General features: G+C 33.5%; 10 protein-coding genes. All 10 read right to left on the bottom strand.

Annotation, left to right across the window (positions count from 1 at the left end):
• Positions 1-72: 72 nt before the first annotated feature.
• Positions 73-237 (bottom strand): 30S ribosomal protein S21, encoded by a 165-nt coding sequence (gene rpsU, locus LD125_RS01505; RefSeq protein ID WP_250136756.1) that lies wholly within the window; start codon positions 235-237, stop codon positions 73-75.
• Between the two features lie 93 nt (positions 238-330).
• The gene (locus LD125_RS01500; RefSeq protein WP_250136994.1) at positions 331-2,988 is read right to left on the bottom strand and encodes a PTS transporter subunit EIIC; all 2,658 of its coding nucleotides are present in this window, start codon (positions 2,986-2,988) and stop codon (positions 331-333) included.
• A gap of 164 nt (positions 2,989-3,152) precedes the next feature.
• Positions 3,153-4,196 carry a hypothetical protein gene (locus LD125_RS01495; RefSeq protein WP_250137432.1) on the bottom strand — a complete coding sequence of 348 codons (1,044 nt, stop codon included), beginning with the start codon at positions 4,194-4,196 and terminating at the stop codon, positions 3,153-3,155.
• 131 nt (positions 4,197-4,327) lie between these two features.
• The gene (locus LD125_RS01490) at positions 4,328-5,284 is read right to left on the bottom strand and encodes an L-lactate dehydrogenase (RefSeq protein ID WP_250136753.1); all 957 of its coding nucleotides are present in this window, start codon (positions 5,282-5,284) and stop codon (positions 4,328-4,330) included.
• 191 nt (positions 5,285-5,475) lie between these two features.
• Positions 5,476-6,849 carry a phosphatase PAP2 family protein gene (locus tag LD125_RS01485; protein ID WP_250137433.1) on the bottom strand — a complete coding sequence of 458 codons (1,374 nt, stop codon included), beginning with the start codon at positions 6,847-6,849 and terminating at the stop codon, positions 5,476-5,478.
• 154 nt (positions 6,850-7,003) lie between these two features.
• Positions 7,004-8,392, bottom strand: coding sequence for a hypothetical protein (locus tag LD125_RS01480; protein ID WP_250137434.1), 1,389 nt, complete (start codon positions 8,390-8,392; stop codon positions 7,004-7,006).
• Positions 8,393-8,496: 104 nt separating this feature from the next.
• Positions 8,497-9,144 carry a hypothetical protein gene (locus LD125_RS01475; protein ID WP_250137435.1) on the bottom strand — a complete coding sequence of 216 codons (648 nt, stop codon included), beginning with the start codon at positions 9,142-9,144 and terminating at the stop codon, positions 8,497-8,499.
• Positions 9,125-10,285, bottom strand: coding sequence for an N-acetylglucosamine-6-phosphate deacetylase (gene nagA / locus LD125_RS01470; protein ID WP_250137436.1), 1,161 nt, complete (start codon positions 10,283-10,285; stop codon positions 9,125-9,127). The genes LD125_RS01475 and nagA overlap by 20 nt, the downstream gene beginning before the upstream one ends.
• Positions 10,275-12,554, bottom strand: a complete 2,280-nt coding sequence (locus tag LD125_RS03900; RefSeq protein ID WP_250137437.1) for an AAA family ATPase — start codon at positions 12,552-12,554, stop codon at positions 10,275-10,277. The genes nagA and LD125_RS03900 overlap by 11 nt, the downstream gene beginning before the upstream one ends.
• Positions 12,555-14,421: 1,867 nt before the next feature.
• On the bottom strand, positions 14,422-14,961 hold the full coding sequence (locus LD125_RS01460; RefSeq protein ID WP_250137438.1) for a hypothetical protein: 540 nt from the start codon (positions 14,959-14,961) through the stop codon (positions 14,422-14,424).
• Positions 14,962-15,059 lie beyond the last annotated feature (98 nt).

The raw sequence follows: 15,059 nt of genomic DNA, 5'->3' as shown, positions 1-15,059 counted from the left end.
ATTAAAGAATACGGAGAAAAACAAAAAAAGTACCAAATATGCCTTGGTACTTTTAAAATTATGCAATGAACATTACTTGTATCGACGATTCTGCTTTTGCTTGTAGATACGTTTTTCTTTTTTGCTTAAGTAGTATTCCCTTTTTCTTGCCTCAGCTTTATTTACTGAAGCTACTTTTTGGAAACGCTTTAAAGCCTTATCAATTGGTTCACCTTCGTGCACAATTACGCTTGCCATGATCTATTTCACCACCAATTCATTTCCCTTATATTATACCTGAAAATTGGTTAAAACTAAACAAATTAAGTGGTTAAAAATCATTAGAAAGGCTTATTTTTTCTTAGTTTTTGAAGTTTTAATCTTCTTTGTTTTTGCAGCTTCTTGTTTTGCTAAAGCACGTTGTTTTTTATATTCTGTCTTTTTTTCTTTTTGCAAAGCTTTAAGTTTAGTTTTGAACGCTGCTTTTTCTTTTTTCATCAATTCTTTTTGTGGTTTTAAACCATCAAGTTGTTTTTGATAATCACTCTTTAAAGTTGCTTTTTCATCCTTGTCACTAGCTAATTTTAAAGCCATTTGGTAATCAGCTTTTGCTATTTGACGTTCTTGTTGATGGCTTAAGGCTCACATCTTCACTGTATGTTTATATTTCAGTTTATCAATTTCACTTGTGTTTAGTAATTGATCTTCTTTAAATTCTCAGTGAGCGTTAATCTTGTTAATTTTTTCAGCGTGAACTAATTTTGCTTTGAAGACTTTGATATTTTCATTAATCTTTGTTCTTAAAGTTTGCGCTGCTGCTTGATCTTTTTTATCACGGGTAGTTTTAATAAGTTCTTTGAAACTCTTTTTCAAGTTTTTTAGATAAACCTGACGTTCAAGATCGTCATTACGCATTTTAACAATGCCTTCAATCATTTCTAAATATTCAATTCCTTGATTAGAAACAACATCAATTGTATACTTGTGATCTTTTTGTAAGGTTTGATTCAATTTATCTTGGGTAAAGGCGTTATTAACCACTAATTCTGGTGATTTAACTGTGACAATCACTTGACCTTTATCTTTTGGCTCTACATCAGAAATGTTTTCTAAACCTCCAAAGTAAAGTACTAATCCATCATAATCTTCTTTAATACGTTGGTATTTTGAAGTAGAAACTCCAATACCTTGTTCTGCTGCTTTTGATCCTGGAGCAGCAAATTCAAACTTAATAAAGATTCATCTAAATAATGGGAACGCAACTGCCGCTCCAATTAAACCAAGAATAAATGGAATATAGATGTTAGTTTGTGCTACTGCTTCATGTTTTCTAGTTGCAGTTGGAATAATTCCGTTAACCACAAAGTCTAACAATCCTTGAGAGAAGGTTGAACCCAATCTCACTTGGAACAAGTTAGCTGCACCAAAGAAAAGTCCGAAGAATGGAGCATAGAATCCAAAGAAAATTAATGGAGCTGAGAAGGCAAATAAGAATTCGATTGGTTCAGTAATTCCTAAACCAACACAAGTTACAACTGCCCCCATGTAGTATCCAAATTTCTTTTTACGAGCTTCTTTATCTAAAGTTGACCACATAGCCATTCCAACTGTTGGAATGATTAATAAATCATTGGCATATCCTCCAGAAATAAAGCGAGTAACTTTTAAGTTAACTGCTCAAGCATCACGAAGGTCGAAGTAAGGGTTATTATTTACCAATTCCATGGTCATAAATTGATCCCCGACAATCGTTCAGTTAATACTACTATATGCTTGGGTAAACAAATCGTTTAACTGCGCATTTTGAGCATCAGTAATAGTTTTATTTGAATCTCTAAATGCTTGAATAATACCATCATACAATTGTTGACGAATAGCTTCAAAACCATTAGATCCAGTTCCGTTTACTCCGATTGTATTTTTAATAAAGTCATACAAAGTTGTTCCATCACTTAACTTAATACCATTTAAGTAATTTGTGACATCATGAGCATAGAAGTTTAACTCTTGGCCAACACCAGGAGCTAATCCTCCATAAATTCTAGCCACAGCTGCACCAACGATTTTATATTCGTTAGCTCCTAATTGACCTCCAGCTGAAGTTCATCATAACGGTCCGTAGAACGCTGGGTGGGCTTCAAATGGAAGTAATAATCTAGTTACAAATCCATATAATAGGGAATCTAATCCAAAGGGTAAGTAGCTTAATCCAATTCCGATATATCCCAATCCGTAGTTAACTGCTGGTCAAACAATAATAAACGTACTTGCAACAATTGGAGCAAGGACAATATTTAGTAAAGCGACAAACTTTTCTCCTTCAAAGAAAGCAAAAGCAGTTGGTAATTTTAGGTCTTTGAAACGGTTATAAGTTCAAACATAAATGAACCCTAAACAAATTCCTCCTAAAACTCCAGTGTTTAAACTTTCTAATCCTTGTCATGAGTTGTGAACTAAGTATTCTTTACCACCAAGTTCACTAACAGCTCCTGTTCCCAATCCCAAGACGCTGGTTAATTGAGTACTCTTTTCTAAATCATGTCAGAACCAAATTGAAAACTTAGTTCCGTTAATGTCCCCACCATTTCAACGAATGAAGGGAATCGAAAAGGCGACAAAGGCTATGTAGGCAAGTAACCCTGCATAAACTGCCATTCCTTTATTGCCAGTAAATCCGATAATAATTGCAAGCATGAAGAGTAATCCCATGTTAGAAAGAACAGTTTGACCCATTCCCTTTAAAACTAACCCCAGAGTAGCCACTCCTTCATTACCAGCATATGTTAAGACAACCCCACCAATAGCAGCCAGTAAACCAGCTAAAGGCAAGGTGACAACAACTAATCCTAATGAATTACCAAGTTTATGGAAAAAAGTTTTCGCTTTAGTTTTGTTATAACTCTTGACTAAAAATTCTTCTTGACTGCGAGCTAATTCATCAACATTTTGGTCCTTAATAAAATCATTTACAGTTTTATTTGTAGCACCAATAATTTGCTGTTTAGGCATCTTTTATTTTCCTTTCTCTTTTTTATAGTTAAACCAAACATCAAAAAAGGCAGCAGCCTTTTTTCAACATTTAGCAACACTACATAATTTATAAAATTTTTCCAGACAATACAAGATGAAACAGAGAATTCTCTGGTTTTATTTTCCAGTTTTATTTCCAAAAACTACTTATCAATTTCTTCAAACCCAACTCATAACTCTTCTTGAGTTAAATTGTTTTTAATTTTGATCCGAATTTCCTCTTCGTCAGTAACACTATTCTTGATTTGGCTAGCTTGAATGATTGTTCAAATCTCTTCTTGATAAAAAACTTCCTCACCAATTGTAAAAATTTCTTCGATCATCGTCAATTCTTCATTAACTTCTGCTTGAGATACTCCCTCTTCATTACTTGAAGGTTGCTTTTGAATAAAAGCAACCAGTTCTTGGTTATTATCAATTTCCAAATTATTAGAAATTGTTGTTGGTGAATGGTCACTTTTTGCCTTGTTTAGCATTTTTGCAACACTATTTAAAGTCTTAATTTCCAAATCAGTTAATTGACCACTTAGTTCATCAACTTGTTGTGCTAAAGTGGTGTACTTTTCACTCAATTCGTTAACTGAAGTAAGAATCGTTTTTAACAAACCACTGAAAGTTTCTTCCATATTGTCGTTATACAAGTTACGAATATGAATTGAATCTGATAAGTCAGTCAATGCTTGAACAATCTTTTGTTCCTTATCTAGCAAATCAGCAACTGTTACTCCTGTTTTTTCAACTTCATCAGACTGACTAACTCGCTTAACCTCTTCACCAACCACTCTAACTTGAGTATGTTGTAGTTTACTCATCATTTCATCATACTTTTGACGATCACTTTCACGAGTGTTTAAATCACCTGCTAAAAAAGTGGTTGTATCATCAAGCAGGGTGGCATCAGTTTTGGTTTCAGTATCACCAATCACAGGATGATCATACCGGTAATCCATTTTATTTAAAAACTGCTCAAATGCAGCGCTAGTATCCTTACCATTCTGACAAACTGACTCTAAAAACTTCACGTAGTTGTAAGTGATTTTCATCATCTCTTTATCAAAATCTTGTAAAAAGAAGTTTAAATCGCGCATGACCTGGCGTGCTTCTTTACCTTCCTTAACTTCAGTCAAAATTTTTTCTTGAAGTACTGGAGTTAAACTAGCAATAATCTTTTTCCGAACTGGTGTCATTAAATTCTCCCTTATCGTTTATGTTCTAATGATTAATATTCTTAATTATAACGTTTTGCCTGTAAGAAAACCTCAGCAGTTGAAAAATTGATGTCAAAAAAACTTCCCTTAGGGAAGTTTTGCACCAATATTTACTTAATTGCTTCGCGAGCTTTTTGAATTGATTGGTTTAAAGTTGCACAAGATTGGTTAAATTGTGTTTGTTCTTCTTTGGTTAAATCCCATTCAATAATACTTTCTCACCCTTGAGCAGAAATAATTGCTGGTACTCCTGTATACAAATCACTATTTTCATACTCACCACTCAGTTTCGCACCAACCATTAAAGTTGAACGTTCATCATTGAGAATAGCTTTAACAATTCTGGTTAAACAAGCACCAATTCCATAAAAAGTAGCTCGTTTTAATTCAATAATTCGATAAGCCATGTTAATTGCTTGAGTTCGAGTTTCATCTAATTGTTGTTGAGTAATTTGATTACTTTCAATGTATTTACTTAAAGGTTGACCCATAATTGTCGCATGTGATCAAACAGCTACTGATGAATCACCGTGTTCTCCCATTAAAAAGGTTTCGACATTAGTTGGAGAAACTGCTAATTTTTCTCCAACTAATCTTCTTAAACGAGCTGAGTCTAAAGTAGTTCCACTCCCAATAACCTTGTGAGGGTCAAAACCAGTTACTTCTTGATACACTAAGGTTAAAACATCAACTGGGTTAGAGGCAATCACAGTAATCCCACTAAAACCAGAAGCTTTTACTTCCAAAGCAATTGACTTCATAATTTGGGCGTTACCAGCAACCATATCTAAACGGGTTTCTCCTGGTTTTTGAGGACGACCAGCAGTAATTACCAGAACATCAGCATCCTGACAATCCTGATAACTTCCCGCCTTAATGCGAGCAAAGGGGGTCGGAAGGACAGCAGCAGTATCAGCTAAATCTAATGCATTTCCTTCTGCAGCGTCTGGAAAAGCATCAATCAGCACATAATCAGCAGCAATTCCTTGGTTAATTGCAGAATATAAGAAGGAAGTTCCAACTGCACCAGCCCCAATCAAGACAACTTTGTTTGCGGTGTTTTTCATTCTTTTTATCTCCTATCATCAATTTGTTTTCTTTACGAAAAATCACTCTATTTTGATTATATAACGATAAGCAACAATTAGCAGGGGGTTTTCTAAAGTTTCTCCACCCTCAGTTTTATTCAAGCTTAGTTGATAAAAAAGTGCTAATTTTTAGATTCAACTAGTTGGGAAATTGGTGAATGAAGATAATCTTAACTAATTTTAACCCATCTAAAAAAGGGCAGAATTAAAAATTTATTAATCAAGAGCATTGTTACATGTGCAAGTAAAACCCCAATGCCAGTTCAAAACATACTAAATCCTAAGTCGCTTCACCAGTGACTTAAAGAAACCGCTAAAGAAAAGAACATATCTAGATAAAAGATTAAACCAATCACAAACCCAATCCGACGAATGATAACTACTTGTTTATCGTGGTCATCTTTAAAAAGATAAACTGTCAAACAAATCCCAAAAGTTGCTACCATATGACCACTAGGAAAGGCACCTTCATCAGGAATTGCTGCTGCTAACAAGTTATTATCTCCGTTTCAATTCCCTTGTCCGGTTGGTTTATATCAAGGATAAGTTTGGTTTGAATCAAAGTAGTTTCAACCCCTACGAGGATTGTTAAAGAGATCACGAGGACTATTTTCAGGAAAATTGAAGTAATAATGGTTATTAATTGCAATCTGGTTGGCAGGATGATTTTGATTTCAATCATCAACTCAAGTCTGCACCAGTTGTTGTTGATTTTCGACATACTGATAATACCGTTCACCAAACAAGGCTTTTAATTGTTCAGCAGTGTAAGGATTAGGGTTAAAACCTGCGTTACGATGCCAAGTAGTTGGACTTTGATTCAAGTAATGAGCAAAACGTTCTGGAGCTTGACTTTGCATTTTGACAAATAAATCACCAAAGCGAATGTTATATAAATACGGGCGACCAAAACCAGTTTTTAGAATTAAAACCGGGATATAAATAAAACCAATACTTAGTAGTGCCACACAAGCACGCTTTCAATACTGCTGAACTAAAAAGTCGTGACGACGAGCTAATTTTTGGTGCACATACCAAGTAGCAGTTCACAAATAAACTAACTGAATTGTTAGTGAAACAACAAATCCAGGGATTAGATAGCTTCACCCAGTTTGAAACCAGTACCAGTATCCCTGACCAAACCCTTGATCACCAAAAAAGAAGGTAACAGAGCGAAGGGTAACTCCAGCAGTTCACCCTCCAGACATGAACAAATAAATTCAAACAGAAGTTGTGTGATAATGGGCAAACCATCCGTGAGGACGAGCTTTTTTCATCGCTAAAAGAAAGGATTCAATAACAATATATCCCATTGGAAAAATAAAAGTAATTACTCCTTCAAAGCCATCTAAAACCCGAAACATAGTTCAAAACCGGATAAACTTGTACTTCATTCCATGATCCAGGACTTCAGAAAACTTTAAATCCACAGAATAATTACTAGCAACAATTCAACTAATCAAGCCAAAAATACAAAAGATAGCAAGCACACCAAAAGCAAGGAGATTTTCTCAACTATAAGGGTTTTTAATTTTTCTTAACATTTTAAATAAATGCCTTTCTTCGATTAAAACTAAAAAATGACAAGAAAAGAGCAGTTTGTTGTTTTCTTGTCAAATCTATAACTATTTTTTTCTTGATAAGTTAACTCCAATTTGATCCACATTACGTTTTGAGAGTTTTTTCGCATCAAGCGAATTATTTTTGGTGAGGTTGGTTTCAATTCTTTACTCACTTAAAGAACGGATTCACCAAAACCTTTGTCCCCAACATTGTTACTCCATAAGCTGTTATTAGGGCTGGTCCTAACCAAAACATCGTAAAACCAAGATCACTTCATCAATGGCTTAACGAAATTGCCAAAGAAAAGAACATATCCAAACAGAAAATTAATCCTGCAACAAACCCAATCCGACGACCAATTACAACACTTTTTTGACGATCACCTTTAAAGATATAAACTGTCATACAAATTCCAAAAGCGGCTGCCATATGGCCACTAGGAAAAGCTGATTGGTGAGGAATCGCTTCTTTTAACAGGTTGTTATCGCCCCTCCACTTTCCTCATCCGGTTGGTTTATATCAAGGATAAGTTTGGTTTGAATCAAAGTAGTTTCAACCTGTACGAGGATTGTTAAAGAGATCACGAGGACTATTTTCAGGAAAATTGAAATAATATTTATTGACTAAAGTAATCGGATTCTCAGGATGATCGGTATTTCAGTTTTGGATTCATTCTTGAATATAAGCCTTACGGTTTTGCACGTATTCAAAATAACGCTCTCCAAACAAATTTTTTAAATCAGAATCAGAATAGGCATCAGGATTAAAACCATAGTCTCATCCACCAACCCCCCCCTGGTTAAGATAGAAGGCAAATCGTTGGGGAAAATCAGTTTCCATCCGAGTCAGTAAGTCTGCAAACCTAATGTTATACAAGTATTCCCTACGGAGACCAGATTTAAAGACAGCAATTGGGATATAAATAAAACCAATAGTTAGTAGTGCCACACAAGCACGTTTTCAATATTGATTGGTTAAAAAATCGTGACGACGAGCTAATTTTCAGTGCACATACCAAGTAGCAGTTCACAAATAAACTAACTGAATTGTTAGTGAAACAACAAATCCAGGGATTAGATAACTTCACCCAGTTTGAAACCAGTACCAGTATCCCCGACCAAACCCTTGGTTACTAAAGAAAAAATAAACTGACTCTAAGGTAATTCCTGCACTTCATAAAGCGGCCATCAATAAGTATACTCAAGTAAAAGAAGCATGATGGTGAGCAAACCATCCGTGAGGACGAGCTTTTTTCATCGCTAAAAGAAAGGATTCTGCAATCACAAACACCATTGGCAGAATGAAAGTAACTACTCCCTCATATCCATCTAATACCCGAAACATAGTTCAAAACCGGATAAACTTGTACTTCATTCCATTATCCAAGGCTTCAGAAAACTTTAAATCCAAAGAATAATTACTAGCAACAATTCAACTAATCAAGCCAAAAATACAAAAAATCCCTACTACTGCAATTGCAATAATATTTTCTCAATAATAGGCCTGGGTTTTGTTTTTAGTCATTCTTATAATCAAAACTTTCTATTTAAAATTAAAAACTAAGAGAAATTTTACCACGAAAACCAGAAATTTCCGCTTTGTGTTTTGAGAATATTTTAAAATGAAACTTATTTTTCATTCTCCTCTAATGACTGTTCACTTAAAGCATTTTGAATTTCTGCTTTTAAATCTTCACTAACAGCAGAAGTAACTTCGATTTCACTCAACAGTGATTTTCCTTCATTAGTTCGTTTAATTCCTTGTTCAGAATAAGCAGCTTGTTCACTTCGATCTTGCTTAGCAATTGCTTCTAAACGCTTGTTTTCTTCTTGGTAAAGATAAATTTGTTCATTAACTCGACTCATCGATTCAAGCATCGAAGCAGCAATTAAACACAAGACCTCGATTAGATAAAACGGAGCAAAAACAATCATGATGGTTTTTGCAGGAGTTAGAGTTAAGGTAAAAATCAAAGTGATTAAAGCAAAAAAAGCACCACTAAGATAAACTCCGATACTCGAATAAAACAACTTTAAATCTTTAGCAGTATGAACGTAGGGAGTTTTTTTCTTCAAGTTCTGACGAATTAATAAATAAATCCCAATCAAAAAAGCACCAAGAAGGGTCAAGGTTAAACTTACCCCTTGTAAAGCAGCTTGATTGTGATGAAAGATGTTTTTTCAAGCTTGTAAAAACCCTAACAACGGACCAGTAAATAAAAACACCGACCCAATCGTAGAAATATACTTAGCTAAATTATAAGTCTTTGTGTTCATTTTGATAAACCACCTTTCCCTTAATAATCGTTTGTTCAACGACTAAATCATTTGATAAAACAACAAGATCAGCATCCATTCCTGGTGCAATCATTCCAGTATGATCAATGATGTTTAGTTGTTTAGCAATATTAGTCGCACTCATATGTGCTAGTTCAACCATCGGAATCTGACATAATTGTGCATAAGTACGCACGTTATGATCAAAACCAGCCGGAGAAGCCGCCAGGGTATCAGTACCTTTTAAAACCACTCTTAAACCTTTTTTTGTCACTGATAAATCGCCTAAAAGATAATCACCATCCTTCATTCCCTTAGCAATCATTCCATCAGTCACAATCACGATCCCCTTAGATCCTTTAGTTTTATAAATCATTTCCAAAACTAAAGGATCTAAGTGAATTCCATCAGAAATTACTTCACATAAAATGTCATCGCGATCCATTGCAGCAACTACTAGTCCAGGATGGTGGTGATCAACACCACTCATTTGGTTAAACAAATGAGTAACATGACGGACCCCTAACAAGTATTCTTGTTCAAGAAATTGCTTAGCTCCGATGTTACAATGTCCAGCACTTGGTAAAATCTTGTTTTGGATTAATCACTTCGTGTAACTACCATCCTGTTCTTCAGGAGCATAGGTGACAATTTTTAGGTTTTCATGGGTTAACTGATTTCATTGTTGGGTTAACTTAATGTCGGGTTTTTTTAGCAATGTAGCATCATGAGCTCCCTTTTTGCTAGGAGCAATAAAAGGACCCTCCAGATGCGCTCCTAAACAAGTAGCTTGTTCTCCGTGATTGAATTCAAGCATAAACTTTCCAAATTCAGCATAATACTGGTTATTTTTTTCAACCGTATTGGTAACTGAAGTTAAACAAAAACTAGTAACTCCTTCTTGGGGAGTTTTTTTCGCATATTCAACATAATCTTCAATCCGACCACTTTCAAAAGTAATTCCATACCCACCATGGACATGACAATCAATAAATCCTGGCATGATTCAAGACCAATTGAGATCAACTCCAAGTTGATCAGTTTCTCCTGGACAAATTTTAACAATCTTATCATCTAAAATTTCCATTCATCCCTTGACAACTTGGTCAACTAAAACAATTTGAGCATTTTTAATAATCATGATTATTCTCCTTACTTGCAAGTAATTGCTCTTTTATTTTAATGGTTAAAGTCGTGCTTCGCACAATATTTCTTTTATTAATTCCTTGGTAGAAAGTATCAAAATCACCAAGGATAGTCAAACTTTTCTTTGCTCGAGTGATTGCAGTATAAATCAATTGATTAGTCAAAAAGATTTGGTTCATTCCTTTTTCCAAAACTAAAATCACGTTCTGATATTCACTCCCTTGGGTTTTATGAACACTACAAGCATAACTTAAACCTGTAAAGTTAAAGTTATCAGCGTGAAATTGTTTGGTTAAATCATTAAACTTAACCATTGTGTCTTCTAAGTGATTATTAACGAGAGTAATACTTTCAATGATTCCTACATCCCCATTACTCAATCCCAAATCACCATCATTGACTAGATACATAATCTTGTCATCCTGACTAAAGCGAAGGTTCTTCTTAACTAAAGTTTGAGAAGTTAAAACTTCTGGGGTTTTTTTCAAAACTTTTTCTTGATAACTGTCTTGCAAGATGGCATTTAAAGTATTAATCCCCAAATTACCCTTATAAAAAGGAGCAATCACCTGAATGTTTAACAAGTTTGTCGCTGGAGCACTTTTAACAAACTTACAAAAAAGTTCTTCAAGAGTTTTTGCTTGTTCTTCAACACTTTGATCAAAAATAACTTCAACATTACTCAATCTTTTTAAATCATCAGGAGTTTGAATCTCTTTATTTAAAACCTTGTACGCTAAATCAATAATCCCATTACCATTCTTTTGACGATAAGGATTAGTCAAGCGCACTTGACTTAACTGTTCAACTGCTAACAAATTAGCAAACAAATCCCCATATCCCACACTTGGTAGTTGGTTTTGATCACCAACCAAAATAATTTTTTCCACCCCAAGACTAGCCTCACTTACCCGAGCAAACAAGAAGTTTTCAATCATTGAGGCTTCATCAAGAATTAGACAGTCGAAATCAAACTGATGATCACGATTAAACCGAAACGTTTTATTCTCTTCAGCACCTAAAAGTTTGTGAATAGTTGTTGCTTTTAAATGATCATCAATTTCGTTTAACCTAGCACTTGCTCGTCCTGTTGGTGCAGCTACCCGAATCTTAATTCGATCATTTAAATAAGTTAAAAGTTTATAAATTCCTTTAATTACCGTGGTTTTTCCAGTTCCTGGACCACCAGTTAAAAGTAAGAAATTTTTCTCAACAGCCATTTTTAACGCCTGTTGTTGTTCTTGGTCATACTTAAATTCTGGTAATTTCAATTCAAAAGCAAGTTCTGCTTCAACTTTAGCAATTAAAGAGTCAAGTACTTTTTCATCGACTAACAAACCTTCTTGTGCTTCGATACGTTGTTTAATTGTTGTGGCAATTAAATTTTCATCATTTCAAGATTCTGCAGAATAAATCCTCTGGTCAATAAAGTAAAGCAGTTTGAGTTCCTTCGCTTTTAACAATCCTTGATAGATAACTTCAGAATCAAACTGGTGGGTATAAGTTTGTAGTTTGAGAGTTAATTTTTTTACATTCGTGTAAGTATTACCAGACTCATACAAGAGTTCTTCACTCTGGTTGTGAGCAGCTCACGCAAGACGTTTGGGATCATCGACACTTAGTTTTTCAAAATAAACCGCTACTTTTTCCACTTCACTAAAAGGAGTTAAGTGGTGATCATAGGCATATTCATAGAAACTATTAGTTAAAATTTCATCAATTTCAGTATCACTTTCACTGTGTTCTTTTAAATAGTTATAAAAATCAATTTTAAGGTTTTGTTCATAGAAAATTTTTGTTAACTGGTTCTGATTAACAATCTGGGCTAAAACATGTTGAATTAAACTAACCTTTTGAGAACTTAAACCTTTAACTAAAGTTAAACTATCAGGGTCAGCATTGATTTTTTCAATGACATTATCCTGATAGTGTTCAGCAATTAAGGTTGCTGCTTGTCTTCCAATTCCAGGAAACAAGGCACTTGAAAGATAGTTAATCACTTGAGTTTTGCTTTTACCAACTCCCAGTGAGGCACTCAAAACATTAAAACTCTTTCCATACTTGTTATTGTCTTCAAATTCTCCTGTTAATTCATAATTCACATGAGCTTGTAAACTACCAATTTGGCCCTTAATTTTTACTGAAGCATTACTTTGTTCATCACTTTTAAAAAGTGCCACTCCCCACCCAGCTTGGTTTTGAAAGAGAAATTTAGTAATTGTTCCAGAAAGGATTAAAGGTTGTGTTTCATCTTGTGCACTCATTTTTCCATCCACTTTCTTTGTTGCTTTAATTTTATCAAACCTAAATCAAGACAAAGTCCAAACAAGAAAAAAGAGTGGGTTAAACCACTCTTTTGGTAAAAATACCTTAGCACTAGCTAGCACTTTAGTTTGTTTAATAACTCTAAACCCATATAACAACAAAGATTTAGGATATCAATTTAAATAGTGATTCTAATTGATTGACAAAGCATTTTTAGAGCAATAAACACTTGATCTAATTAGAAACAACTACTAACAAGCATAACCATAGTAGATGATGATGGTTAACTTTTTGGAGAGAAAAATTTAATAAAAAATATTAAAGAGAATTGTTTTAAGAAAATAATGTGTAGTTATCATGAAACCAAAAGTTAAAAATAAGAGAGAGCAAAAACTCTTGGAAGATAACCACTGTCCATATTTCAATCAACGCAGAATTCATGGCAATTCTGTTGTTAAAATAAAGAAATTAGGACTTGACGAGCAATAGACATCACCTTTAGCGGCATAAATAAAGGTTTGAAAGAGAGCATCTAGGAATAAATCCTATAGAAATTTAATTAAGAGAACAATGCATTTACATTAGTTTATCAACACCCAGATCCAATTAAATTGTTTGACCAACCATAAGAATAAAATTAACAAGAATAGTGATTAAAACATGAGATTAGAGAGAGAATTAGTTTTAAAAAATTCTTTTTTACTTACTTAAACGCTGGTAAAACTAGTTGGGGTAGGGTATCATAAATATTTAATTAGGTTAGAGAGCAAGCCTAATTAGTAGAAACGATCAGTCCGAACAGATCTTGTTGATTGTCATTATCAATCAACTTCATCCACAATATTTAAAACTAACTAAGAAATTAAGTTTATATCAAAAGTAAACGACTTGTGTATGTTTGTATTTTGTAGAGAGAATTGTTGCAATCCTTGAGCAGAGGACTGCTTTTTTTATCATCAAAATGACTAATGGCGAGTTAATCAAGAATTAAAATGACGATTTTTTAATTAATGTTGGACGAAAACATTAACTTTTAAGTCCCACTCACCACTACTTGGTTATTAAACTTTATTATCTGTACAGGCTTCAGATCTTAATAAAGTTTAGTGATTTCAATAACTTTTTTGGCATCATTATTATTGAAAAGCACAATTTCTAGTAAAAAAACTTATAAGGTACTAAAAACCAAAGCTGATTTTAATTAATTAGTTTTGCTGAGCCTGAATAGCATTCACATACCAAACATCCATTACTGGTCCAAAGACCTCATAATGTTGATGACTAAAAGTCATAACTCATAACCTTGAATCATGAATCCAAAGCTAATTAATCAGCAAGGTTTAGTGATAATTCACTTGTTTTTTACCATTTTTAATAGTAGAAAGCAAAGTACCTAACAGTTTATATCCTAAGCTATTTTACCGATTCGCAATTAATTTAAAACTTTGCAAAGTTTTTGTGAAAACTAAACTTGTTAACAAAAATAACCATTTCTGCTATCGTCAATTCCACAGAAATTCTTTTTAAAATTTCTCCTTAATTGCTAATTTTAGTATTACACTTTTTCGTTATTAAAACACCAAAAAAGACTAAAAAGTTGTATTTTAAGAAAAATAGCAAATATAAACCTTTTTATTTTGATACTTATTTTTAGTTTTCCACAAACAATAACTTTTTCCAAAAATTAAATAGTTTTTAGAAAAATCTCTAATTAAGACTTTTTATTATTCTTTTCTAAACATCAAAGCGATTATACTGATAATTTTATCGTTTTTATACCAATGATTAAAAAATCTAACCTTATTAAGGTTAGATTTCAATAAGAGAATAAATCAAAACTTTATTCTTAGTTCAATTTAGATTAATCTATTTACTTTTAGATTTATTACTCATTTTAAAGAAAGCTGCTGCCACTCCACCCAAGGAAATTCCTAAACCAAGACCTAATAACACGTAATCTGCAGCAATTAAAGTACCAGAAAAATTATCCTTAGGGTTGATAAAAGTTGAACCAGTTTTTCGATCATCAATTACCAAAGTTCCAGAAGCAGTAATAAATAGCGAAATTGCAGTAATCATCAAAGCAGCTCCAATGACTTCTAAAAACAACGCTACTCCTCCCAAAGCAGCATTAGTTTTAGGCATTTTCCCCAAAAAGAAGCCCACTAACGGAAGCGCAAGAACTGAAAAAGCAACGACTAACCCAGCGATTCCTAAACCATAAATATCTAACATCTTTCCTGAAGCATGATTTAAGTCACTTAGTCTTGCAGTATGCAAAATTGAATAACCATCTCCTCCATCAGTGCTAGTAGCAAAACCAATTAATTCAAAAGCGATTAATGAGAACACCAAAAAGCCTAGAATTCCTAAAGTGGCTCATAACATTCTAAAGTTAATTTTCATATTCTTTTTCCTTTTCTTTTCTTTAATATCTTTAAGTATAAAACAATTGCAACTTAATAAACAGAACAAATTTCTTATCCTTAATAAAAATCACTTTT

It is taken from the genome of Mesoplasma sp. JKS002658 (genome assembly GCF_023566355.1).
Taxonomy (GTDB): domain Bacteria; phylum Bacillota_I; class Bacilli_A; order Mycoplasmatales; family Mycoplasmataceae; genus Edwardiiplasma; species Edwardiiplasma whartonense.
The sequence above is the reverse complement of the archived record's forward strand: the minus strand, read 5'-3'. Positions and strand labels throughout refer to the sequence as shown.